The sequence below is a fragment of the Nonlabens sp. Asnod3-A02 genome, assembly GCF_045063755.1.
GTDB classification, from domain to species: Bacteria; Bacteroidota; Bacteroidia; order Flavobacteriales; family Flavobacteriaceae; genus Nonlabens; species Nonlabens xylanidelens.
The window spans coordinates 162249-184793 of the sequence record NZ_JBEFOC010000006.1; the positions used below are offsets into that span (position 1 = coordinate 162249).

Consider the following 22545-nt stretch of genomic DNA (forward strand, 5'->3'; position numbering starts at 1 on the left):
CCAATTAACAGGTCTTACTAGCTAGTAATCGTTGTACTTTATAAACATCTACACCTTTTGAAAATTTCTTACTTACACTAGGTAAATTTTCACTGCTTATCCATATTTTAAGTTCGGCATCTAAATCAAATGTACCAGCAGTTTCTAGCGAAAACCTAGAAACACTCTTATAAGGCATGGATTTCATTTCTATTTTCTTACCTGTTAGACCTTGCTTATCGATTAAAATAAGTCTGCGACTGGTAAACATGAATACATCTCTCATAAGAATAAATCCCATTTCTATAACCTCTTCATTGATTAACAAATGTCCATACTCTTTCATTAATTTATCATGCTCTACCTCTCCAGCATTGCCTAAAATCTTATCAAATAATCCCATCTTAATTTTATTTCTAATCTACCATAAAATAACAACATCTCACAACCACTATTTTCATAAATAAGACCTAATCGTTAAGTCTTTATTAATCTAAGAAGATTGTATGCAGATAGTTTTTCTTAGGTATTTGTAAATCATACCTTTGCAGCTGATACAAAAATATCAATTTTTATGAGTCAAGTTAAAGCAGATGACACTATCAAAGTGCATTACACAGGGAAATTAAAATCTACCGGACAGGTTTTTGACAGTTCTTTAGACAGAGAGCCATTAGAGGCTCAACTAGGTCAAGGAGCGTTGATACCAGGTTTTGAAAAAGGTCTTGTGGATATGAAGGTTAATGAAAAGAAAACTATTGAAATCCCTAAGGAAGAAGCTTATGGAGAAATCATTCAAGAGCTTTTCCATAAAGTACCTAAAGACCAGCTACCTCAAGAAGTAAAGCCAGAAGTAGGTATGGGATTGATTTCTCAAAACCCTGATGGTTCTGAGCGTCAGTTGCGTGTTGCACAGGTAGAAGAAGATCACATTATAGTAGATGCAAATCACCCACTTGCAGGTCACGACCTTGTATTTGAATTAGAGGTTTTAGAGATTAACTAATTCTCTATTTATTTCATAAAAAATCCCATCGAGTTTATTCTCGATGGGATTTTTGTTTTTTTTTTTATAATTGACCTTTTTCTAAAAAAACTTGTTATGGAGTGAAAAATTAAAGAAACATCCCCTGTAAAGGGTATTTTTAGACAAATAAAATCAATGTAACTTTAGAGCCCTCTTAAAACCTTTTAAATTATGAAAAAATGGATTCTTACAGCATTAATTATATGCTTGGCTAGTAGTAATATTTATGCGCAGGCAAAGAACTTTGATGGACTATGGGAAGGAAATATTGAAAGTACGGATGGCGAAAGTGTTTTCATACGACTCTTTATAGAGGATAATAATGTCTACCTGACAGATACAGATGAGGATGGTGACCTAGCCAAAAATTTTTCTAAAGAAGTTATAGTAAGTAAAGGTTACGGCGGTCAACTTAACGCATTCTGGATGGATTCTGGTGGTGTATGGACAGAAACTCAATTCTATTCTTTATCATGGACCTCTAGTAATAAATTATCCATCTATCACACTAGACATGTTTCTAATGAGTCTGACGATACAAATGGCTATACAGACTGGGGCTACTCTGCAGTTGGGACCCTTATCAGAAATGATGATTATTAAATAAAATTAATTAAGAGCGTTTATAATGAATATAAACGCTCTATTTTTTTTACTCAAATAACATATTTTATACTTGTTCCGCTTTCGCGAAAGCGAGATTAAAATAAAAAAATCTTAATAGACACGCATTGAGAACACGTATCCATTAAGATTTAAAAATTGTATTGGATTAAATTTAATCAATAACCGTTGCTCTTGTTATAGGAGTATCGCTTTTTACAACAACAAAAGAAGATATAGGATAAAAAGACTCATCTGTAGTAGTGTTAGTCCAGTCTTCAAAATCATATTCAAAAGTAAACGTAGTCCCAGCCATACTCGATGTAAAATTATCTATTCTAGTAGGCACTTCCATACCGGGACACCATCCTGCTCTATCTGGCATCCAGTTTCCTGGTGCCTGGTTATTCACAGGGTTACTGGCACAGCCTAATGGTGCTAGGTCGTGTTGAAACATATTTGCTCCATTAATTAATACGTCATGAGTTCTGAAACACCACTCAGCACAGGTACGACCGTCTGCATCTCCAGATGCTGCCTGTCCCCAACCTGAGATAATGGTTCTTAAATGTGTGCTTTGTGCATTTGCAGGTACAGAAATGGACCTAGTTAAATCTTTAGTATGTGCCACTCCATAAGGAACACCTGCTGCAGAGCCGTTATCATAATTCAACACGCGTGTAATACCATAATAAGCATAATCTGGAGTACCTTCTATATAATCAAAATCAACACTTACCTCATAACCTCTAGCATTCCAGCATTCTGTTCTTATTCTTAATTCTACATTACCATTTAATAAAGACTTAAAATCGGTAACATCAAATTCAAAACCTCTAGCAAGTTGGCTATTATCATTCCAATAAGGAGTAATAAATCGCGCTAACTCATAACGCTCTCCAGACGCTACATCAGTCACTTTTACATTTGCATAAACATCCCACTCATCACAACCACCTGTTGGACAGGTTAGTTTTACATACATTTTAATTGTCTCAATATTAGTAAGGTCATTATGTAAGTTATATGACTGCACTGAAGTTTGAGAAAAACCACCACCGAATGCCACACGCTCTCTATTAAAGGTTTGGTAATTATGGATAACAGGTACTCCATTACCACTTAATGCCACTTGTAAATCGGTAGAAACATCAGCACTTTGAATGGTTACAACACCTTGAAAAGCACCTATCGCATCAGGAAGGAATTTAACATAAATCGTGCTAGATCCATTTACATCGTTAGGAACGATACTTAGATTGCTAGAAAAATTAACCGCATCACTAGAAATTTCAAAATTTCCAGTAGCAGAAAGATCTATTTGTGACACAAGAGAAGAACCAGTTATAGAAAAAGATCGATCTTGTGAGGTTTCATTTGCAGCTGTGTCACTAAAATTTAACTGACTTACTGATGTTGTTAAGGTAACACTGTCTGTAGTACCATCACCAGCAGTGTCGTCATCACCACTACAGTTTATAATTATGAAACAAAGAGTGAGTAAACTGAGTAAATTAAAGGCTGTTTTGAGAGTTTTCATTATAGTTTTTTAAGTTTCTGCAATATACACAAATTAAGTTTTTTAACATTTATTATAAGTATTCTTCAATAATTTAAGAGTACCATTTCGTTTTCAAAACTCACTTATTCTCAATAAAAACCTCATTAAAAATTACTAGTTTATTTAAGATGAATTTATAATCGCAACAAAGACATCTTATTCTCTTTTATTTCATTGATAACAAAGCACTTTAAAATCTTGAACTTAAAGGCATGAAATAGTATCTTTGCTATCTTCTAAAATTGAGTCAAAAAATATGTTTGATAATTTAACTGACAAACTCGATAAAGCGATGCACGTCCTTAAAGGACATGGAAGCATTACCGAAGTTAACGTTGCAGATACTCTTAAAGAAATACGTCGCGCACTAGTAGATGCCGATGTTAACTATAAAATCGCAAAAGAATTTACATCTAGAGCTAAAGAAAAAGCTATAGGTCAAGGTGTATTAACTACTCTTAAACCAGGACAGCTACTTACAAAAATTGTAAAAGACGAGCTTACTGAATTAATGGGTGGTGATGTTGCTGGAATTAACTTAAGTGGTAATCCTAGTATTATTCTTATGTCTGGTTTACAAGGTTCTGGTAAAACTACTTTTTCTGGTAAACTCGCAAATTTTCTTAAAACTAAAAAGAGTAAGAAGCCTCTTTTAGTAGCCTGTGATATCTATCGCCCAGCGGCAATAGACCAGTTACACGTAGTTGGAGAAAGTGTAGGTGTAGAGGTTTTTTCTAATCGTGAAGAGAAAAATCCGGTTAAGATTTCTGAAGCGGCTATCGCATATGCAAAACAAAATGGCTTTAATGCTGTAATTATAGATACAGCTGGACGCCTAGCTGTTGACGAGCAAATGATGACCGAAATTGCTGACGTACACGCAGCGATTAAACCACATGAAACTCTTTTTGTAGTAGACTCTATGACAGGGCAAGATGCTGTAAACACAGCAAAAGCCTTTAATGATCGTCTTAACTTTGATGGTGTAATCCTTACAAAGTTAGATGGTGATACTCGTGGTGGTGCTGCACTTTCTATTAAATCTGTTGTTGATAAACCTATCAAATTTATAGGTACTGGTGAGAAAATGGAGGCTATCGACATTTTCTATCCAGAACGTATGGCAGACCGTATTCTAGGTATGGGAGATGTTATCTCGCTGGTAGAACGTGCCCAAGAACAATTTGATGAAGAGCAAGCTAGAAAGCTGAGTAAAAAAATCGCAAAGAACCAATTCGGTTTTGATGATTTTCTTTCTCAAATCCAGCAAATCAAAAAAATGGGTAACATGAAAGATCTTATGGGTATGATTCCTGGTGCAGGAAAAATGCTTAAAGATGTAGACATAGACGATGACGCATTTAAAGGTATTGAGGCTATTATACACTCTATGACTATAGAAGAGCGTACAAAACCACAAGTAATCAATGGTTCTCGTAAAAAACGTATCGCAAAAGGTAGTGGTACTACAGTTACAGAAGTAAATCAACTGCTCAAACAATTTGACCAGATGAGCAAAATGATGAAAATGATGCAAGGTGGTAAAGGAAAAGCGATGATGAATGCTTTAGGAAAAATGAAATAAACAACATTCTTTCACCCTTATCAAATAAAAATTCAATCCCAAGTTAACGCTTGGGATTTTTTTTATCTCATTTATATAGTAACGCAAACCTTATCGTTAACAAGTAGATAATAAGTGTAGACGATTAAATTTCTTAATTTCACTCTTATTAACCAATTTTACAACGGAATTAACCATCACACACAACTTATGATTATTCTCGACGGAAAGAAAACAAGTAATGATATTAAGAACGAGATCACAGATACCGTTCAAGCAATGAAAGATAACGATGAGAAGGTACCTCACCTAGCAGCTGTTATCGTAGGGAATGATGGCGCAAGTCTTACATACGTAGGTTCTAAGGTACGCGCTTGTGAACGTGTAGGTTTTGAAAGCACTATGGTGCGCATGCCTAACACAACTAGCGAGACAGAGCTACTTAAAGAAATTAAAAAGTTAAACGATAATCCAGAAATAGATGGGTTTATTGTACAACTTCCTTTACCTAAACAAATTGATACTCAAAAAGTATTAATGGCAGTAGATCCAGATAAAGATGTTGATGGCTTCCACCCTACTAACTTTGGTAGAATGGCACTAGACATGAGTACTTTTATCCCTGCAACACCATTCGGTATTCTAGAATTATTAGATCGTTATGGTGTAGACACACAAGGTAAACATACCGTGGTAATAGGTAGATCTCACATAGTAGGAAGACCTATGAGTATCTTAATGGGTAGAAAAGGATTTCCTGGTAACTCTACAGTTACCCTTACACACAGTCATACAAAGAACATTACTCAAATCACCTCACAAGCAGATATTATCATAACAGCATTAGGAGTTCCTGGATTCTTAAAGGCAGAAATGGTAAAAGATGATGTAGTTATTATAGATGTAGGTATTACTCGCGTACCAGACGATTCTCGTGAGCGTGGTTATTATATCACTGGTGATGTAGATTTTGAAAACGTATCAAAAAAAGCTAGTTACATCACACCTGTTCCTGGTGGTGTAGGCCCTATGACTATCGCCATGTTATTAAAAAACACGTTGCTTGCTAGAGAACGTCACAGAGCAGCAAACAGATAATCAACAAGAGTTTTATACAAAGTGCCTGTCTAGAAATTATTATAATTCTAGACAAGCATTTTTATTATTATAACTTACCACATGAATTGAAGGCACTGAATAAAATCAAATTACACTCATTAACGTGATTTATCAACTCTTTATCGCTATAACCACTACTTATACCGATTAACAGAATAAAAAGAATAAATACTCACCTATAGTGCTCCATTAAAATTATTTTTGTCCTCAACACATTTATAATATGAAAAATACTTTTAAACTCATACTAGCTTTATTATTTGTAACCACTCTTGCCAGCGCGCAGAAAAAAGAATCTTATCAATCTCTAATGATGGAATACTTTTCTGTCAGTGGTATTGATGCAGAATATGAAGGTGCTTATGATGGTATGGTTAAAATGGTACAAGATGCCTATCAAACTCAAGAAGTACCAGCAGACACATGGCAAAAATTTTACTCCAACAAAAATGCATCTGTTGCAAAATTTAAAGGAATTCTAGCATCAGAATACCGTGCTGTTTTTGAAGATAAAGAAGACCTACGCAATTTGATTAAGTTCTACTCTTCTGATACTGGTATCCAATACAGAAAAAACAGAGAAGGAATGACAGATAGTCAAAGAGCAGAATTGCAAACTTTCAAAAAATCTAATACAGGATTAAAACTATTCGGTCGTATTGCTCAAATTAATAAAGCAAAAGAAAGTGCTAGTGTATACTGGTCTAGAGAGTTAATTTGCTCTGTTACCACCCAACTTAAAGAGCAAGGTTATCAAAGCTCTATGCACATGCCTAGCTGTAATTAATGGAAGATTTTCTTAAGAAACTGCCACATCTAGCGCAGCAAAACAAAAAAGAAAACACAGATTACTTTAAAAAACTACGCAAGAAAAAACCTAAAGGTCTAGACGGCGCAGTTCAAGAAATACACAACGAGGTATTTGAAGAAGTTGATTGTTTAAAGTGTGCCAATTGTTGCAAAACTACTGGCCCACTTTTTACGCATATAGATATCAATAGAATTTCAAAACACTTCAGAATGAAACCTAGTGACTTCATCGATCAGTTTTTAAAAGTAGATGAAGATCAAGACTATGTCTTACAACAAACTCCATGTCATTTTTTAGGCGCAGATAACTATTGCTCTATTTATGAAGTAAGGCCTAAAGCATGCAGAGAGTACCCACACACAGATAGAAGAAAAATTTATCAAATAGGAACACTTACCGTTAAAAATACGAGTATTTGTCCAGCTGCTTATAAGGTCGTAGAACTTATGAAATCACGTATTAAATCCTGATTACAAGAAGTTTCGGACATTTAAAATGTTATATTTTTTCTAAAACATAGCTAAGAATAGTTAAACCATGATTAATTATTCGATCACAGCGCTATATTTGTTTAGATGAACAAATTACTAACTCTTTTTGTACTCCTAACTATTTGCACAGCCTGTGACAACAGACCTATAGCAACAGTTACAGCTATTGGTCAAGACGGTCTTAGAGAAACAGTTTTACCTGGTGATAAGGTTAAAGTGATTAACTTTTGGGCCACATGGTGCGCACCTTGTGTAGAAGAATTACCTTATTTTGAAAGTATAGGAAGTTCTTACCTAGAAGATGTAGATATGATATTTATCTCTCTAGACGAAAAGAAAAATATTCAAACTGCCGTAGAGCCATTTCTTAAAAAGAAAGAAATTAAATCTACGGTCCTCCTATTAGACGACCCATATGCTGCAGAATGGATCCCCATAGTAGACCAGCATTGGGATGGTGCAATTCCTGTGACTTTAATCGTTTCAAAAAATAAAAAACAATTTTATAATAAAGCTTTATCAAAAGCTGATTTAGAAAAAGCTATAAAGGAATTCTTATGAAAACTTTAAAAATATTAACTGTCGCGGTGGTAGGCGCCATTGCCATCGCAGTAGTGTCGGGCATGTTAGACACGCACGAGCGTACTAACCTATTTGCTGAGCGTCCAGTGCCTAATCAAAATAAAAAGCAAACTCCTGTAAAAGAAAAAGCAACTGTTCTTAAAGGATATCATATAGGTGATGCTGCAACAGACTTCTCACTAATAAACATAGATGGAGAAAAAGTTTCCCTTAAAAATTATGACGATGCTAAGGGTTTTATGGTCATCTTTACCTGTAATCACTGCCCGTACAGTGTCGCATATGAAGATCGCATTATTGCACTAGATAAGAAATACAAAAACCTTGGCTATCCGGTAATAGCAATTAACCCCAATAATCCTGATGAATATCCTTCAGATAGTTTTGATGCAATGAAGGTTAGAGCAAAGCAAAAAGGGTTTACCTTTCCTTATTTAGTAGATGCTGGTCAGAAGATTTACCCACAGTACGGCGCCACAAAAACCCCACATGTTTTCTTACTTAAAAAAGAAGGAGATCAAAACATCGTTAAATATATCGGTGCGATAGATGATAATTATCACGATGAAAATGCAGTGAAAAACAACTATCTAGAAGACGCCCTGCAGTCTCTAATACGTGGAGAAAAAATAGCTGTAACCACCTCAACAGCCATAGGGTGTCGCATTAAGTAAACAACTATAATTAATTTCTATACTAGCCCATGATGTACTCATGGGCTTTTTACATTTCTGAGCGTTATAAATCGTATTTTTGCATAAAATTTAACTAATGATTCTTGAACAGTATTATACGAAGTGTCTCGCTCAAGGAACCTACTATATCGCTTCAAATGGTGAGGCTGTAATCATAGATCCTTTAAGAGAAGTACAACAGTACATTGATCGTGCAGCACAAGATGGTGTAAAGATTAAGTATATTTTTCTGACACATTTTCACGCAGACTTTGTTTCTGGTCATGTAGATCTAGCAGATAAAACAGGTGCTACCATTGTAATAGGGCCTAATGCTGTTACTAGTTACGCTTTCGCGAAAGCGGAACACCTACAAACTTTTAACGTAGGAGACATAACTCTTCAATTACTGCACACCCCTGGACATACCATGGAATCTTCTTGCTATTTATTAAGAGATGCCGAAGGAAAGGAACAAGCGCTTTTTAGTGGAGACACTCTATTTATAGGCGATGTAGGAAGACCAGATCTTGCTGCAAAATCAGATCTAACTACTGAAGATCTAGCCGGTCATTTATACGACTCTCTTAGAAATCATATCATGCCGTTACCAGATCACGTGATTGTATATCCAGCACATGGTGCAGGTAGCGCTTGTGGTAAAAGCATGAGTAAAGAAACTAGCGACACGTTAGGTAATCAAAAGAAGACCAACTATGCGCTTAATCCACAACTGGACAAGCAGGCTTTTATAAAAGAAGTAACCGACGGTATCGCGCCTCCACCAGGCTATTTTCCAAAGAACGTATCCATGAATAAAGGGGTAAATTCTAGCATAGATGAGATTATCGCTAGAGGAATCACTCCACTTAAACTGAACTCTTTTAAAGCACTGGCTGAAGATGATGACTATCTAGTTCTAGATGTGAGATCACCACAAGAATACACCGCTGGCTCTATTCCAGGATCATGGTTTATAGGTCTCGATGGACAGTTTGCTCCATGGATAGGAGCTCTTATTGAAGACATAGATCAAAAGATAATAATCGTTGCACCTAGTGGTAGAGAAGAAGAAACGGTGACTAGACTTGCTCGAGTAGGTTATGATAATGCTCAAGGTTATCTAGAAGGTGGTTTTGATACTTGGAAAAATAGTGAGAACGAAATTTCTAAAATAGAAAATATTACAGCTCAAGATTTTATAGACGGCCTAGAAGATGGCAGTATTAAAAATCCTATCGACAGTCGCAAACCTGGAGAATATGAAGCTGGCCACATAGGTAATGTGCCTATGCATACTCTAGACTTAGTTCATGAAGAGGTGAAAAAACTTAATTCTCAAGATACCTATCACGTACATTGTGCTGGTGGTTATCGCTCGGTAATTTTTTCTAGTATAGCTGCAGCTAACGGTATACCACATATGGTAAATGTAGAAGGTGGATACGGAGCAATCAAGAAAACAAATCTAAAAAATCAAAAAATAGTTGCTACGAGCAGCTGTTCCCTATAAATTATGACAAATTTAAATAACCAAGAGTGGAAAGAGCAAACAGCTCAAGATGATAATTCTATTATACTAGATGTGCGTACCGATGACGAGGTGAGTGAAGGTATGATTCCTAATGCGCTACATTACGACATCTTTAAACCACAAGAGTTTATGGAGGCCGTTAATGGAATGGACGCAGATAAAAATTATTATGTGTACTGTCGTGCTGGTAGTCGCAGCATGCAAGCCTGTCAGATTATGGAACAACTTGGGATTAAAAATACATTTAATCTAACAGGAGGTTTTAGTAACTGGGATGGAGATACTGCAATGAAATCATAATGAAAAGGTTACTCAACTTCATTATTGTATTACTGCTAGCGCTAGCATTTCACAGCTGTGTAGAAGAAAAAGATGGTACCATTAATAAAGTATCTATACAACAAGCTGAAGAAATTATCGCTGTAGAAGGTGTAAAGGTCGTGGATGTAAGAACTAAGTCAGAGTTTACTGAGAAGCACATCAAAAATGCTGTAAATATCGAGGTAGAAAATGACGATCTTAATTCCTATCTAGACACTATGGACAAAACCCAACCTCTATTAGTGTATTGTAATAAAGGTGGTCAAAGCGCTAGATGCGCAAAAATCTTGCAGGACAAAGGTTTTACTCTCATATATGATATGAAAGGTGGTATAACCAAATGGGAAGAAAGCGGTAGAGAAGTTATCGTTAAAAACTAATAAAAAGCATTTATGGAACTTAATAAAATACCTAATATAAAACATACAGATTCAGACAATTTCTTTTTACTTGCTGGACCTTGTGCCATAGAAGGTGAAGAAATGGCACTGCGCATTGCAGAGAAAGTCTTGAAAATTACAGACGATCTTAAGATTCCTTATGTTTTTAAAGGAAGTTTTAAAAAAGCAAATCGCAGTCGTATTGATAGTTTTACTGGAATAGGTGATGTAGAGGCTTTAAAAATATTACGTAAGGTTTCTGAAACTTTTCACATACCTACAGTTACCGATATCCACGAGGTAAGTGATGCCGCTCTAGCAGCGCAGTATGTAGATGTATTACAAATACCTGCTTTTTTAGTTAGACAGACAGACCTAGTGGTTGCAGCCGCAAAAACTGGTAAAGTAGTAAATCTTAAAAAAGGTCAATTCATGTCTCCTGAGGCTATGAAACATGCGGTACAAAAAGTAAAAGATTCTGGTAGTGATAAAGCATGGATCACAGATCGTGGTACTATGTTCGGTTATCAAGATATGATCGTAGACTTTAGAGGTATTCCTACCATGAGAGAGTTTGCTCCTACTGTACTAGACGTAACGCATAGTTTACAACAACCTAATCAATCTAGTGGTGTTACCGGCGGTAGACCAGATATGATAGAAACTATAGCAAGAGCCGGAATTGTAAATAACGTAGATGGGCTTTTTATAGAGACTCATTTTGATCCTGCAAATGCAAAAAGTGATGGTGCAAACATGCTAGACTTAAAACATTTAGAAGGATTATTGTCTAGATTAGTTACTATTAGAAAAACGATTAATTCGTTTTAATAAAAACCTTGATTTTATTAAGCGGTGCTATTTAACTTATTAAATAGCACCGCTTTTTTGTGCTTATTATTCTCAAAAAGTAACATTAAAAATTATGTTAAATAGAATAGAACTAGCTTAAATCTGCCGTTTTGATAGTTTTCTGCCACCTAAATGCGCTGACTTTTATTATAAAAAAGAAGTGTAAACCGCATATTTTAAACATTTTAACAACTTTTAACAAATCACCTGAGCCTCACTAAAATAAGGTGTTTAACATTTCATTTGTTGCTAATTTCACATAATAACGTGAACAAATTGTAAAGCTCTTACACAACGATGAAACAAAAGAGATATTTGCATGTCTATTAAGTAAGCTATTAACACTTAAAACTTTAAAACATGAAAAAGCTAATTTTATTAACCGTTATTCTTTTCGCAGGTATATGTACTGCACAATCTATTCAAGAAGTAAGTAACTTCTCAAAAATCAAAATTGATACCGATGCACAGGTAGAGATAGTTTACTCTTTCAAAAATCAAGTTGCTATCAATAAAGATACTCAGGATCTAAGTATTTCAACAGAAGGTAAGTCCTTAACAATAAAGCAAAATTCTAATGCTAAAATTGAAGACTTAAAAATCAGAATCTACACAAATGATTTGATAGCTCTTTCTGTAACAGGAGATACTAAAGTAACGTTATCAAAATTCAAGTATCAAAATAAAATGGTAATTCTTGTAAAACAAGGTGCTATAGTTGATACCGGAGATACAGAAATAAAAGATTTACAAATCATACGTACTGACGACAGTAAAGTTATTGCAGCAAATGCAAAAAACACTAAAGAAACAGTAGATGGTGTTCTAGTTGCGTTCAACTAGAAATAAATACTTATTCTTAATTAAAGGCTTCTTGTAAAATCAAGAAGCCTTTTTTTGTTTAGAAAATTTTAACAAACTTAAGCTTTTCATTAAATGGTGAGTCATAATAATAAATGACACCATGAAGGCCTTCCCTATTTTATTATTAGCTATTTTATTTCTCACTACTTCTTGTGAAAATGATGAGGAAGAATACATCGCTACAGATCAATCCATTCTCAACGCTGTTTTTGGTGATAACATAGATCTAGAGCATACAGTAGAATATCAAAATTTTGATGTTCCTTCTTATATCAGGTTTACTGCTAGTGGCAATACAATAGATAATAAAAAGGCTCTTTTGGGGCGTATTTTATTTTATGATCAACAGCTTTCTGTTAACAACAGTATTTCTTGTGCAAGCTGTCATCATCAAGAAAACGCTTTTGGCGATACGCCAACCGCTAGTGTCGGTGTAAATGGACTCACTGGCAGGCATAGTATGCGATTAATAAACGCTGGTTTCCAGCCTAGCACAAACTTTTTTTGGGATGAAAGAGTAACATCATTAGAAGAGCAGGTGACACAGCCCATAAGAGATCATACAGAAATGGGATTTAGTGGTGAGCAAGGCAGTCCTAGCTTTGATGAGTTGCTTTTAAAATTATCACTTATAGATTATTATCAAGTTTTGTTTAATGAGGTTTATGGAGATCAACTAGTTACCGAGGCCAGACTACAAGAAAGTTTATCACAATTTGTATTAAGCATTCAGTCTTTTGATTCTAAGTACGACGCAGGTTTAATGGCTACCGGCAATTTAGGAGGTATATTCCCTAATTACAACACATCAGAAAACAGAGGTAAATTTTTATTTACGACAACTCCACAAAACGGTGGGGCTGGTTGTGTAAGCTGTCATGTCCCACCAGAGTTTGCCATTAAAGATAATATTCAAAATAATGGTGTTATTACCACTATCCAAGATGCATCTGTTTTTGATCATTCTAATACTAGATCTCCTAGTTTAAGAAATATTACAAATCCTGATGGAGCATTAAATGGTCCACTCATGCATAACGGTTCTTTCACCACTATTATGGATATGATAGAACATTACAACGCTATCGATTTAACAAACCAGCAGTCCATAGACCCTATTTTATTACAAAACAATGGAACTACTGGGCAACAATTACGCTTATCAGATACCGATAAAACAGCACTGGTAGACTTTTTAAAAACATTAAGCGGTGATGATGTATATACTAATGTAAAATGGAGCAATCCATTTCTAAATCGATAATATTAAGGAACGAGCAAAGCGTTATATTTATTTAAAGAACCCCTAAACACATTGGCATCTACTAAGGTTTCTACTCCATTTATTAGCATGCGATCTGTATACTGCCAGAAATCCCAGTCTGCGTCAGGTAAATCCACACGATTATAATTTGCAATCCACAAATTAGGATACGATTTAAAATAACTGTCTGGTTCTAGAAAAGAATTATAAAAACTATCGCCCGTATATATAATTGGTTTTACTCCATAATGATCTTCTACCAGCTGTATCCAGTTTTTCAATCCTTTTCTTAACGAAGTCACATTTTGAATAGAACTTATATCTTCTATATCCAGCACTGGTGGCAAATCTCCTTTTACTAGTTTTACCGTTTCTATAAAATGATTTGCTTGCGTGGTACTATTTACATCGCTCCAGTAATAATGATATGCGCCTCGTGATAATTGTGTATTACCAGCGCCGTTCCAGTTTTCTGTAAAGCGATTATCCCTATCTATTCCTACTGTGGCTCTTATAAACACAAATTTTAATTCTTGTGTAGTATCAGGATGTTTTATCTCATCCCAGTCTATCTCTCCTTGATGGTGTGAGATATCTATCCCTTGAATTTTATATTTTTTAATACGGCTATGCAAATAAGCATTCGTCGGTTTTCTAGAAGAATTGTGGTACGAGTAACGCTCCATGACCACTATCGCAGTAATAGTTGTAAAGATTAAAAACACAACAACCAGCAAGATCCATTTACTTCTACTCATTTCTTTTTCATGGATTTGCGTATGACACTTAACTCTTGTAAAGTCTCAATAATAATAGTGTCATTGATATCCTCTAGATTTTTAAATCTTAGAGATCTCAACATTTTTCTACCTTCTCCAGCCATTAAAACACCGTGCTGATTACTTAATCTATCTCCATAACTCAGTCCCAAATCAACAAAGGTCTTCCTAAAATTAAAAAAACAAAACATCGTTTTATCGTCTAGATAATAAAAAGGCATGCGCCATTTATACTTCAGTTGTATCTCAGGAAAATTTGATTCTATTAAAAACTGCAAGTGTAGCATTACCGCACGATACGGCTCTGGTTTGTTATTGATATACTCTTCGGCTGGATTCATGGTTTAAAGTTAGAAGTTATTCCGCTTTCGCGAAAGCGAGATCTCAACAAACTTTACTCCACTTAAAATAAATAATAAAAAGCTTTCATACTATCCTGAAATACATTTACTTTGTATTTCAAAGTACTTTAATTATGACAACAGATAAATATCTAGACGACATTAAAGAGATTAAATCGCTCATGAATAAATCTACTCGGTTTATATCATTATCTGGAATGAGTGGTGTTATGGCAGGAATTTATGCTTTGATAGGTAGTGTTTTTGGATTTTTCATCATAAATAAGGCACGAATGTGTTATACTTGTGAATATCCTTACCAATGGAATAGATTCTTTACATATCCATGGGATCATAATTATCCTTTGCAAATATTATTGATTGCTGCTGCTGTTTTATTCATGGCTGTACTTACTGCATTTTTTCTCACTAAGGCAAAAGCATCAAAACACAAACAAAAAGTATGGACCAAACAGTCCATAAGACTGGTGGTTAATTTTATGGTACCACTTAATATAGGAGCCTTATTCACACTGGCTTTATTACAATATAATTTAATAGGTCTAGTAGCGCCAGCCATGTTAGTTTTTTATGGACTAGCCTGCATGAATGCAGCACAATTCACTTTGGGAACGGTAAAATACTTAGGCTTGAGCTGTGCAATTTTAGGGTTAATCAACACACAATATATAGGCTACGGATTGTATTTCTGGACAGCTGGTTTTGGATTGTGTCACATCATTTATGGTGCAGTGATGTATTATAAGTATGATAAAAAATAAGTTAAGGGTTAAAAGATATGTTTAAAAAGATAACTTTTACAATCATTATTATAATGGTATTGAGTTTTTTAATATATGTTGGTTATGTAATATTTGGCTTCATATCCTTTAGTAATACGTTTGATAAATGCGGTATGAACGACGGTCCTTTTACAGCCCAAAAAATAGAATCTGAGTTTATCGAAAATAAAAATGATATTAATTTAAAATTGGAAAACAAATACACCTTAATAATTCAAAATCGGACAGATTCCTTATCACCATTAATCACATTAAAAAAAAGCGATAAGGTAGAGTGGACACTTGATACAAACGTTAGATTTACCCAAAGTTTTGAATCTTCATTTTTATCAAGAATTGAAAATGTCACCGTGGAGAAATCAACTGAATTTATAGAATTGAGATTTACTGGCTATTGGACCTATGGAGCCGAATCAGGATATATAAGAATCAATAGAAATACTGCCGAAAACTTTTTCTGCCTAAGCTGGTAAAACTTAAAATTAAATATAAAGAATTTGAGTCTCATAAACAAACTAAATAAAGCATTTGATCACCGTATACGACTGGGCATTATGTCTGTGCTCGTAGTAAACGATCATGCCGATTTTAAAGAACTCAAGGAGCTACTCGATGTGACAGATGGTAACCTGGCCAGTCATACTAAAGCTCTTGAAAAAGAGGCATATATAAGAGTAGAAAAGAGCTTTATAGGTCGTAAACCGAACACTAAATATATCGCTACAGATGTAGGTAAACTAGAGTTTAAAAAACACATCGAGGCGTTGGAAAAATTAATAAGTGGTTAAAGATATATGAATACTTTAAAGCAAGTATCTGTTCCATAACATTAAACAGTGAGATATCTGTGAAACTTAAAATTAGAAATAAAACTGATTTAGTTGTACTGCCCATAAGACTCGGATCAAAAACTATAACCCAAATTAAAACAGCATGAAGAATCCATCACACATACCTAAAATTATGAAAACATTTTTTTTACACCTTTACTTTGAAATTCAAAGTACTTTAGTAGTGTTAAGGGAAGTCTTCGTTAATTTTTCTTTTGAGCTAGCCAGTACGGTTTATATAAAATTTAAAACAGGTCCGTCATGGAATGTGCATACTAAGCAACTACTCTCCTATCCGCCAGATAGTTTAGGATATCACTTAGGCTGCTTTTTAATTCAACATAAATTAGAACCTCAACCTAGATGTGAAGATCACGATGTCTTTCATGTTCTCACAGGTTATAGAATAGATACCGCTCAAGAAATAGCCATGCAATACTGGTTATGGGGCAATGGAAAGCGCAGTCCTTTTGTAGTGCTTGCCATGCTCGTAGGTGTCATTCTTTATGTAGATCAATACAGCTTATTCATTATTGCCATCGAGGCAGGACATAAAGCATCTCCTATTCATGATATAGATTTTAAACAAAATTTATACTCTCCTATATCTCTTATCAAACCCATTAGTATCACTTCAAACTAAAACCATGAAAAAAACAATTATCATCATTCTAGGCGGGATCGTATTCTCGACCTTATTTTACACACAAGATTTAGGAATTAACGCCTTCATTTATTCCCTATTCCTCATCATTGCATTGGCTATTTCTAGGCATCAAATACTATTAAAAAGCACCATTATATTAAGTGCATTAGGAATGCTGGCCAGTGCCGTTGCTATCACCATCCATGGTTCTGCATGGAGCATAACCGGTTATTTTTTAAGCACCTTATTATTTATAGGTTATGTTGCCAGTCATCAAACCAGTATTTATTTGAGTTGGCTCAATGGACTTTACAATACCATTCTGGGTGTTTTTCATTCGTTTTTTTATCAAATAGAAGAACCTGAAATCACAACACCTAAAAAAGCCGTAGATGTAGAACAACTAGTTAAAGTGATTTTTGTTCCTCTAGTTCTAGTAGTAGTCTTTACTCTTTTATATAGTACAGCAAATCCTGTTTTCAGTGATTTCCTTACGGCTATAGACCTATCGTTTATTGATATATTCTGGGTGTTTACCGCAGCTTTAGGCGCTTTAATTATGGCAAATATTCAATCGCCGCAACCTATAATCGAAATTACAGATCAGGATATTAATTACCCAAATGAACTGGCTCCTAAAAAATTAAACGATCTACAACTGCTCACTGTAAAAAACGAAAAGCAAATAGGCTTTATCTCTATCATCTGTCTTAACATCTTACTAGTAGTTGTATTAATAACTGAGGTTTTATTTATAACCAACATGTCTGGATCTAGTAAAGCCAGTGTACTATCTGACGCAGTACATCAAGGTGTGTATGCTTCTATAGTCAGCATTATACTCGCTATAGGTGTGATAGCATTTATATATCGCGGTGACTTAAATTTTATTAAAAACAATGAAAAACTAAGAATACTCACCTACAGCTGGATAGCTCTTAATGCATTACTAGTAATCAGTATTTTTATTAAAAACTATGCCTATATCACAGACCATGGATTAACCCATAAACGTATAGGTGTGCTGGTGTATTTACTACTTACCATTATAGGGTTAGTCACCACATACTTAAAGGTTAGTTATCGTTTAAACTTTGTTTATTTAATAAGACGCAACATGGCCATAGGATATACAGTCATCGCTATCTACGGACTCATAAACTGGTCTGCTATCATTACAGATCACAATATTAACGTACAACAGGTAGACCGTCCTTATCTAGAGAGTCTATTGCCTCAAAATGCGCTAGTCCTTAAAGATCATGGCCTTTATGAAGAGTACACAAAACAAGTATACCGCAGTGGTAGCAGTCGCGATAGATATTATGAGTCTAAATTTTTAAATCGCAACTGGCAAGAGTTTAATTATATCGCTTATAAAATTAAACAAGACCAGCATGAGATTACTAAATAGATTAACTAGCGTTAGTCGCTTATCGTTACAATTTGCTATAGCTTCTTTTACTTTAGGAACCTTAATTCTAGGACTCTATTTAATTACGGCAAATAATGTATTTGCCGTCCTAGGATTTGGTTTTCTAGTAATTGCCGTACCGTTTAATTCATTAATACTATTAAGCGTTTTTATACAATTATTGACAGGTAGATTAAGTATCAAAGAGTTCTTTTTCAGCAGTTATGTATTATTACTTAACGTACCTATCGCCCTGTTTTATTTTCACATAGTCACCACATACACACGTTTATAAAATGAAAGAATTTATCTCACATCGGTTTACAGAGTTTAAACAAATTAGTTTACTGACCCTATTAAGTGTTTTTCTACTCGCATTGCGCATGAAAATTACACACGACTTCTTTTTACTTTTCTTAATCTGGAATTTGTTTCTTGCTTTTATTCCTTATTTAATGGTGGTTAGGTTACGCTTTCGCGAAAGCGTATCTACAACAAACATCATTCTTACTGGCATAGTATGGCTCACCTTTTTACCTAACGCGCCTTACATCATTACCGATTTAATTCATGTACGACATGCGAGTAGTGAGTGGATGGTTTATGAAGTATTAATGCTAGTTAGTTTTGCCATTACAGGATTATATCTAGGATTTTTAAGCCTGAGAGATATGAGCGCCGTTCTCCAACAAAAAGGCTGGATTACTACCTCACAATACCGCTCACTTTTTGAATATACTATTCTTGCACTGTGCGGTTATGGCATTTATTTAGGACGTGTATTGCGATGGAATAGTTGGGACATTATACAACGTCCAGAAAAATTATTTTATGACATGGGAAATCTTTTTATACATCCCTTTTCAAATCAAAGAGCATGGTTGCTTATTATAAGTATGAGCTTATTTTTAATCGTTATATTTTCACTTTTTAAAAACAACACCATTGTTACTAAAACTGCACCGTAAACAAAGATGGCTGTACATAGCTGCTGCCGTCTTTTTATTAATTATAGAAGTACTTATAGAACGCTATGTGCACGATAATTTTGTAAGACCTTATTTAGGTGATCTACTTGTAGTGATATTGATCTATGCCATAGTCATGGCCTGTAGTAAAATTAAAGTATGGACCGGTGCGATAGCCACCTTACTATTTAGCTATGCCGTAGAAACAGCACAATATTTACAACTAGTGAATCTATTAGGACTAGAAGAAAACAAATTTGCCCGTATAGTTATAGGTACAAGTTTTTCTTGGTGGGATATGCTCATGTACACTCTAGGTTTTATAACGGTTATTATACTAGAGAAAACTATTTCTATGAACAGCTACTAGAACTGTGCAACACTCTTAAATCAAAAAGCGAGTTACTTAACAGTAACTCGCTTTTTCAAATATCTTGAAATAATAGTTTTAGAACTTAGTCTGCTCTCCATAAACATAATCGTGTAAATATGAAAAACGCTCTGTTAGTTTACCATCGCTAGTAGTCATTTGTGCTCTCTCTAGAATACCATCTTTATCGCCATTAAAAAATGACGGTATCACATACTTTTCAAACATCTCGCCAAAACCTTCACTCGCATCCTTAGGTAACTCACATGGTAAATTATCTACCGCCATGACCGTAATCGATCCTGGAGTTTTAAATGCGACCTCTTTTTCACCTTGAGCGTCATAACCATAAATAGGGTCGGCTATGGTGCTAGGTCTTAAAGTAGACGCAATAGGACCATCTATATCACAACTCACGTCTGCCACTAGGCTTATTTTAAAATCAGATTGTTTTGCATCTTCTCTTGTAAACAAATAAGGTGCGTTATTTCCATAAAAATGCCCAGTGATTAACATATCAGTCACTTTGGCAAATTTCACAAAATCACTTGCCAGTAATTCAGGATTATTATAACACTCTGTTTTAGTAGGTTGCAAACCGTCTTTGCGAGTATAATAATCTTCTACGTCTAGTATGGTAAAAGTAGTTTGATCATTTTTAAACTGACCTAGTTGTAAATATTCCTTAGGCTTTAATTCTTTAATTTCTAGCTCTTGTAAAATCTCTAGAATACCACCGGCAACTTTTCCATTACCTGTCATTGCTATATTAATAGCTGGCAATAGATTTTTAATGCTTTTTAATTGTGCTTTAAGAGCGGCATAATCTGGCAAGGATTCTACCTTAGGTAAATCATATAAACCATCTCGCAAACCTAGTGCTCTAAAACCGTTGTACGCTCCTACTATACCAGCATATCTACCAAAACCGATTAATCGCGCACCATTTTCTCTAGTAATGGTTTCATGATCATACAGTTCTATTTTTTTATCCAGTATGGTTTTAAGCAACTCTCTATTATAAGGTTGCTTTTTAATAGTATGAGAAAAGAAAAAATACTTTTTATTGGGTATCAACGCCTCTTTAGGTACTTCCTTTACACCTATCATAACATCAGCCGCAGTTACATCTTCTTGTACTGCAATACCATGAGATGCGTACTGACTATCTGGAAAGATTCTTATCGGTGAGGATTCTACTATAAATTCCGCTTTCGCGAAAGCGAGATCTAAACGACTCAATTGCTCTGGAGTAAAGACTACTCTTCTATCCGGCGGGCTCTTTCTTTCTCTTATGATCGCAAATTTCATGGGCTAGGTTTTATTGCAGCAAGATAAGGAAATAGCTCAAAAATTGCGAGTAGGGAAAAAATGAATAGTAGTAGGGAAAAAAGACCCAATATCGCACTGGTAAAGCGTCGCATCTTTGCCATGTAAATAAAAACAATAATTAAAATAAATAAATCATGAAAAAATTAATCGCACTAGTAGTAATCGCTTTAGGAATGGGTATGACATCACAAGCTCAAGATAAAATGATGAAAGAAAAAATGATGGACCAGACGGTAAAGACTATCGCTCTAGAACAAGTAACTGGAGAATTTGTACAAAAACAAATTACGGTAGACGCTGGTACATATGTATTTGACATTAAAAACAACAATGTAGGTCACAATGTAGGTTTTGTACTTGTAAAAAAAGGACAGGATATTTCTAACCCAAAGAATCACATTAAAACTGCTTATGTAACTGAGCAAGTTGCAAATAACGGTACACAACATTCTAATGCGACAAAATTAGAAAAAGGTGAGTACGTATATTTTTGCCCATTAAATCCTACTTCTACAGATAACTTACTTATCGTAAAGTAATACGAGTGAAGTAATAGCTTTCCCCTCGATTGAGACTATTAGTCTGTTTAACTAGTTTCAATTTTAAATCCCAGTTTTAATTAACTGGGATTTTTTTTATGTAAGTATTTGGCATAGTTTTTACAGTAGTATGTGTGGTAGATTCTTATATTTGCCATCCGTGTTTTGAAATGTAAGTTTTATACGAGCATTTTAAAACAGGTGATTCATTTTCTTTTTATCATTAATGAGAATGAAAAAAAAATGGGGTCGACTGGTTTTGACAGCGAGACCGACTTGATTGTAAGCATGTAGAGCGCTGGGAAACAGCTCTTAAATCTCATTTTTCAAACTTTTTTAAACGGCGAGAATAACTACGCCCTAGCTGCATAATCCGAATTACAGTAGGATAGTGCCTCGGTCTACTAGGTAGACAAGCAGGAAATCTCTCGGGAGCCTTGATTTACGGCGACTGATTTTGAGATTTCGTAAAAGTAAATCTATTCTCATCAGGGCTTTGATGGTGAGAAGAAACTCAATTGAAGACAAGCGTAAAATTGGTAGTTCTTGACCGGCTTTACGACTGAAATTAATTAAGAACTAAACATGTAGAAAGCGATGAATTCGCTCGTTTGGACGAGAGTTCGATTCTCTCCGACTCCACTTTAATAAACCTTAATTAGTTAATTATTATCTAGTTAAGGTTTTTTTTACGCTTTAAAATGTACGATTATTGTACGGTAAGATGTTTTAAAGTAACACTATTAAGTTTTTGTATAAACAAAATATTCTTTTTTGAGCACCTTTGCTACACTTGGTGCATATGTATAGAGATATTGAACTTCTATCTTCTCTTACAATAATATTCAGGACGCACCAGTAAATTATTCGTCTTAAAAATTCTCTTCACTACTATTT

Annotated in this window: 28 protein-coding genes and 1 other RNA gene; 24 read left to right on the forward strand and 5 right to left on the reverse strand. The window is 34.7% G+C overall.

Annotated features, from left to right (window positions below):
* Positions 1-4: 4 nt before the first annotated feature.
* Positions 5-382: a PH domain-containing protein gene (locus tag ACJJVN_RS01850; protein ID WP_104516475.1), complete on the reverse strand. Its 378-nt coding sequence runs from the start codon at positions 380-382 to the stop codon at positions 5-7.
* A 171-nt stretch (positions 383-553) separates the two neighbouring features.
* Here ACJJVN_RS01850 and ACJJVN_RS01855 point away from each other — a divergent pair, with 171 nt between their 5' ends.
* Complete coding sequence (locus tag ACJJVN_RS01855) at positions 554-985, forward strand: peptidylprolyl isomerase (RefSeq protein WP_104516473.1); 432 nt, start codon at positions 554-556, stop codon at positions 983-985.
* Positions 986-1177: 192 nt separating this feature from the next.
* Positions 1178-1609 carry a hypothetical protein gene (locus ACJJVN_RS01860; protein ID WP_104516471.1) on the forward strand — a complete coding sequence of 144 codons (432 nt, stop codon included), beginning with the start codon at positions 1178-1180 and terminating at the stop codon, positions 1607-1609.
* A 175-nt stretch (positions 1610-1784) separates the two neighbouring features.
* Here the strand turns inward: ACJJVN_RS01860 and ACJJVN_RS01865 are convergent, their stop codons facing one another.
* The gene (locus ACJJVN_RS01865) at positions 1785-3149 is read right to left on the reverse strand and encodes a peptide-N-glycosidase F-related protein (RefSeq protein ID WP_405376962.1); all 1365 of its coding nucleotides are present in this window, start codon (positions 3147-3149) and stop codon (positions 1785-1787) included.
* A 277-nt stretch (positions 3150-3426) separates the two neighbouring features.
* Here ACJJVN_RS01865 and ffh point away from each other — a divergent pair, with 277 nt between their 5' ends.
* The 12 genes from ffh to ACJJVN_RS01925 all read left to right on the forward strand — a co-directional run bounded on the left by ffh (position 3427) and on the right by ACJJVN_RS01925 (position 13626).
* Positions 3427-4755 carry a signal recognition particle protein gene (gene ffh, locus ACJJVN_RS01870; protein ID WP_104516469.1) on the forward strand — a complete coding sequence of 443 codons (1329 nt, stop codon included), beginning with the start codon at positions 3427-3429 and terminating at the stop codon, positions 4753-4755.
* 189 nt (positions 4756-4944) lie between these two features.
* Positions 4945-5832: a bifunctional 5,10-methylenetetrahydrofolate dehydrogenase/5,10-methenyltetrahydrofolate cyclohydrolase gene (locus ACJJVN_RS01875; RefSeq protein ID WP_405376963.1), complete on the forward strand. Its 888-nt coding sequence runs from the start codon at positions 4945-4947 to the stop codon at positions 5830-5832.
* 244 nt (positions 5833-6076) lie between these two features.
* Entirely contained in the window at positions 6077-6640 is a 564-nt protein-coding gene (locus ACJJVN_RS01880) for an excinuclease ABC subunit B (RefSeq protein WP_104516465.1), read from the forward strand.
* Positions 6640-7134: a YkgJ family cysteine cluster protein gene (locus ACJJVN_RS01885; RefSeq protein WP_104516463.1), complete on the forward strand. Its 495-nt coding sequence runs from the start codon at positions 6640-6642 to the stop codon at positions 7132-7134. The genes ACJJVN_RS01880 and ACJJVN_RS01885 overlap by 1 nt, the downstream gene beginning before the upstream one ends.
* 105 nt (positions 7135-7239) lie before the next feature.
* On the forward strand, positions 7240-7716 hold the full coding sequence (locus ACJJVN_RS01890) for a TlpA family protein disulfide reductase (RefSeq protein WP_405376964.1): 477 nt from the start codon (positions 7240-7242) through the stop codon (positions 7714-7716).
* The gene (locus tag ACJJVN_RS01895) at positions 7713-8411 is read left to right on the forward strand and encodes a thioredoxin family protein (protein WP_104516461.1); all 699 of its coding nucleotides are present in this window, start codon (positions 7713-7715) and stop codon (positions 8409-8411) included. Before ACJJVN_RS01890 ends, ACJJVN_RS01895 begins: the two co-directional genes overlap by 4 nt.
* A gap of 97 nt (positions 8412-8508) precedes the next feature.
* A complete protein-coding gene (locus tag ACJJVN_RS01900) occupies positions 8509-9924 on the forward strand; it encodes a rhodanese-like domain-containing protein (protein ID WP_405371037.1) in 1416 nt (471 codons plus the stop codon).
* Between the two features lie 3 nt (positions 9925-9927).
* Complete coding sequence (locus ACJJVN_RS01905; RefSeq protein WP_405376965.1) at positions 9928-10245, forward strand: rhodanese-like domain-containing protein; 318 nt, start codon at positions 9928-9930, stop codon at positions 10243-10245.
* A complete protein-coding gene (locus ACJJVN_RS01910) occupies positions 10245-10646 on the forward strand; it encodes a rhodanese-like domain-containing protein (protein WP_104516455.1) in 402 nt (133 codons plus the stop codon). Before ACJJVN_RS01905 ends, ACJJVN_RS01910 begins: the two co-directional genes overlap by 1 nt.
* Positions 10647-10658: 12 nt before the next feature.
* Positions 10659-11477, forward strand: a complete 819-nt coding sequence (kdsA, locus tag ACJJVN_RS01915) for a 3-deoxy-8-phosphooctulonate synthase (protein WP_405376966.1) — start codon at positions 10659-10661, stop codon at positions 11475-11477.
* Between the two features lie 381 nt (positions 11478-11858).
* Positions 11859-12341: a GIN domain-containing protein gene (locus tag ACJJVN_RS01920; RefSeq protein WP_405376967.1), complete on the forward strand. Its 483-nt coding sequence runs from the start codon at positions 11859-11861 to the stop codon at positions 12339-12341.
* A gap of 121 nt (positions 12342-12462) precedes the next feature.
* Entirely contained in the window at positions 12463-13626 is a 1164-nt protein-coding gene (locus tag ACJJVN_RS01925; protein ID WP_405376968.1) for a cytochrome-c peroxidase, read from the forward strand.
* A gap of 2 nt (positions 13627-13628) precedes the next feature.
* Here ACJJVN_RS01925 and ACJJVN_RS01930 read toward each other — a convergent pair whose 3' ends face one another.
* Together ACJJVN_RS01930 and ACJJVN_RS01935 are read right to left on the reverse strand one after the other, a co-directional pair.
* Complete coding sequence (locus tag ACJJVN_RS01930; RefSeq protein WP_405376969.1) at positions 13629-14384, reverse strand: glycoside hydrolase family 25 protein; 756 nt, start codon at positions 14382-14384, stop codon at positions 13629-13631.
* Complete coding sequence (locus ACJJVN_RS01935) at positions 14381-14746, reverse strand: DUF1801 domain-containing protein (protein ID WP_405376970.1); 366 nt, start codon at positions 14744-14746, stop codon at positions 14381-14383. Before ACJJVN_RS01935 ends, ACJJVN_RS01930 begins: the two co-directional genes overlap by 4 nt.
* A 134-nt stretch (positions 14747-14880) precedes the next feature.
* Between ACJJVN_RS01935 and ACJJVN_RS01940 the strand changes: the two genes are divergently transcribed.
* The 8 genes from ACJJVN_RS01940 (at position 14881) to ACJJVN_RS01975 (ending at position 19777) form a co-directional block, all read left to right on the forward strand.
* Positions 14881-15528, forward strand: coding sequence for a hypothetical protein (locus ACJJVN_RS01940; RefSeq protein WP_405376971.1), 648 nt, complete (start codon positions 14881-14883; stop codon positions 15526-15528).
* Between the two features lie 134 nt (positions 15529-15662).
* A complete protein-coding gene (locus ACJJVN_RS01945; RefSeq protein ID WP_405376972.1) occupies positions 15663-16022 on the forward strand; it encodes a hypothetical protein in 360 nt (119 codons plus the stop codon).
* A gap of 24 nt (positions 16023-16046) precedes the next feature.
* Positions 16047-16337 (forward strand): transcriptional regulator, encoded by a 291-nt coding sequence (locus ACJJVN_RS01950; RefSeq protein ID WP_104516442.1) that lies wholly within the window; start codon positions 16047-16049, stop codon positions 16335-16337.
* Between the two features lie 175 nt (positions 16338-16512).
* Positions 16513-17022 carry a hypothetical protein gene (locus tag ACJJVN_RS01955; protein WP_405376973.1) on the forward strand — a complete coding sequence of 170 codons (510 nt, stop codon included), beginning with the start codon at positions 16513-16515 and terminating at the stop codon, positions 17020-17022.
* A gap of 4 nt (positions 17023-17026) precedes the next feature.
* Positions 17027-18439: a DUF4173 domain-containing protein gene (locus ACJJVN_RS01960; protein WP_405376974.1), complete on the forward strand. Its 1413-nt coding sequence runs from the start codon at positions 17027-17029 to the stop codon at positions 18437-18439.
* Positions 18423-18734 (forward strand): hypothetical protein, encoded by a 312-nt coding sequence (locus tag ACJJVN_RS01965; RefSeq protein WP_405376975.1) that lies wholly within the window; start codon positions 18423-18425, stop codon positions 18732-18734. The genes ACJJVN_RS01960 and ACJJVN_RS01965 overlap by 17 nt, the downstream gene beginning before the upstream one ends.
* A gap of 1 nt (position 18735) precedes the next feature.
* A complete protein-coding gene (locus ACJJVN_RS01970; RefSeq protein WP_405376976.1) occupies positions 18736-19407 on the forward strand; it encodes a DUF1361 domain-containing protein in 672 nt (223 codons plus the stop codon).
* Positions 19385-19777, forward strand: a complete 393-nt coding sequence (locus ACJJVN_RS01975) for a DUF2809 domain-containing protein (protein WP_405376977.1) — start codon at positions 19385-19387, stop codon at positions 19775-19777. The genes ACJJVN_RS01970 and ACJJVN_RS01975 overlap by 23 nt, the downstream gene beginning before the upstream one ends.
* 78 nt (positions 19778-19855) lie before the next feature.
* Here ACJJVN_RS01975 and ACJJVN_RS01980 read toward each other — a convergent pair whose 3' ends face one another.
* Positions 19856-21088 (reverse strand): NAD(P)-dependent oxidoreductase, encoded by a 1233-nt coding sequence (locus tag ACJJVN_RS01980; RefSeq protein ID WP_405371019.1) that lies wholly within the window; start codon positions 21086-21088, stop codon positions 19856-19858.
* Positions 21089-21243: 155 nt separating this feature from the next.
* On the opposite strand from ACJJVN_RS01980, the gene ACJJVN_RS01985 reads away from it, so the two are divergent.
* Positions 21244-21648, forward strand: a complete 405-nt coding sequence (locus tag ACJJVN_RS01985) for a plastocyanin/azurin family copper-binding protein (RefSeq protein ID WP_405376978.1) — start codon at positions 21244-21246, stop codon at positions 21646-21648.
* Between the two features lie 245 nt (positions 21649-21893).
* Positions 21894-22293: a transfer-messenger RNA gene (ssrA, locus tag ACJJVN_RS01990) on the forward strand.
* The last annotated feature ends 252 nt before the right edge of the window (positions 22294-22545 follow it).

What these genes read in the sequence shown, in the direction of transcription:
- ACJJVN_RS01885 (WP_104516463.1), top strand. Translation starts at nt 6,640, where the DNA reads ATGGAAGATTTTCTTAAGAAACTGCCACATCTAGCGCAGCAAAACAAA.
- ACJJVN_RS01860 (WP_104516471.1), top strand. Translation starts at nt 1,178, where the DNA reads ATGAAAAAATGGATTCTTACAGCATTAATTATATGCTTGGCTAGTAGT.
- ACJJVN_RS01920 (WP_405376967.1), top strand. Translation starts at nt 11,859, where the DNA reads ATGAAAAAGCTAATTTTATTAACCGTTATTCTTTTCGCAGGTATATGT.
- ffh (WP_104516469.1), top strand. Translation starts at nt 3,427, where the DNA reads ATGTTTGATAATTTAACTGACAAACTCGATAAAGCGATGCACGTCCTT.
- ACJJVN_RS01900 (WP_405371037.1), top strand. Translation starts at nt 8,509, where the DNA reads ATGATTCTTGAACAGTATTATACGAAGTGTCTCGCTCAAGGAACCTAC.
- kdsA (WP_405376966.1), top strand. Translation starts at nt 10,659, where the DNA reads ATGGAACTTAATAAAATACCTAATATAAAACATACAGATTCAGACAAT.
- ACJJVN_RS01955 (WP_405376973.1), top strand. Translation starts at nt 16,513, where the DNA reads ATGAAAACATTTTTTTTACACCTTTACTTTGAAATTCAAAGTACTTTA.
- ACJJVN_RS01875 (WP_405376963.1), top strand. Translation starts at nt 4,945, where the DNA reads ATGATTATTCTCGACGGAAAGAAAACAAGTAATGATATTAAGAACGAG.
- ACJJVN_RS01925 (WP_405376968.1), top strand. Translation starts at nt 12,463, where the DNA reads ATGAAGGCCTTCCCTATTTTATTATTAGCTATTTTATTTCTCACTACT.
- ACJJVN_RS01910 (WP_104516455.1), top strand. Translation starts at nt 10,245, where the DNA reads ATGAAAAGGTTACTCAACTTCATTATTGTATTACTGCTAGCGCTAGCA.
- ACJJVN_RS01855 (WP_104516473.1), top strand. Translation starts at nt 554, where the DNA reads ATGAGTCAAGTTAAAGCAGATGACACTATCAAAGTGCATTACACAGGG.
- ACJJVN_RS01905 (WP_405376965.1), top strand. Translation starts at nt 9,928, where the DNA reads ATGACAAATTTAAATAACCAAGAGTGGAAAGAGCAAACAGCTCAAGAT.
- ACJJVN_RS01985 (WP_405376978.1), top strand. Translation starts at nt 21,244, where the DNA reads ATGAAAAAATTAATCGCACTAGTAGTAATCGCTTTAGGAATGGGTATG.
- ACJJVN_RS01850 (WP_104516475.1), bottom strand. Translation starts at nt 382, where the DNA reads ATGGGATTATTTGATAAGATTTTAGGCAATGCTGGAGAGGTAGAGCAT.
- ACJJVN_RS01890 (WP_405376964.1), top strand. Translation starts at nt 7,240, where the DNA reads ATGAACAAATTACTAACTCTTTTTGTACTCCTAACTATTTGCACAGCC.
- ACJJVN_RS01980 (WP_405371019.1), bottom strand. Translation starts at nt 21,088, where the DNA reads ATGAAATTTGCGATCATAAGAGAAAGAAAGAGCCCGCCGGATAGAAGA.
- ACJJVN_RS01865 (WP_405376962.1), bottom strand. Translation starts at nt 3,149, where the DNA reads ATGAAAACTCTCAAAACAGCCTTTAATTTACTCAGTTTACTCACTCTT.
- ACJJVN_RS01960 (WP_405376974.1), top strand. Translation starts at nt 17,027, where the DNA reads ATGAAAAAAACAATTATCATCATTCTAGGCGGGATCGTATTCTCGACC.
- ACJJVN_RS01945 (WP_405376972.1), top strand. Translation starts at nt 15,663, where the DNA reads ATGAACGACGGTCCTTTTACAGCCCAAAAAATAGAATCTGAGTTTATC.
- ACJJVN_RS01940 (WP_405376971.1), top strand. Translation starts at nt 14,881, where the DNA reads ATGACAACAGATAAATATCTAGACGACATTAAAGAGATTAAATCGCTC.
- ACJJVN_RS01895 (WP_104516461.1), top strand. Translation starts at nt 7,713, where the DNA reads ATGAAAACTTTAAAAATATTAACTGTCGCGGTGGTAGGCGCCATTGCC.
- ACJJVN_RS01970 (WP_405376976.1), top strand. Translation starts at nt 18,736, where the DNA reads ATGAAAGAATTTATCTCACATCGGTTTACAGAGTTTAAACAAATTAGT.
- ACJJVN_RS01935 (WP_405376970.1), bottom strand. Translation starts at nt 14,746, where the DNA reads ATGAATCCAGCCGAAGAGTATATCAATAACAAACCAGAGCCGTATCGT.
- ACJJVN_RS01880 (WP_104516465.1), top strand. Translation starts at nt 6,077, where the DNA reads ATGAAAAATACTTTTAAACTCATACTAGCTTTATTATTTGTAACCACT.
- ACJJVN_RS01965 (WP_405376975.1), top strand. Translation starts at nt 18,423, where the DNA reads ATGAGATTACTAAATAGATTAACTAGCGTTAGTCGCTTATCGTTACAA.
- ACJJVN_RS01930 (WP_405376969.1), bottom strand. Translation starts at nt 14,384, where the DNA reads ATGAGTAGAAGTAAATGGATCTTGCTGGTTGTTGTGTTTTTAATCTTT.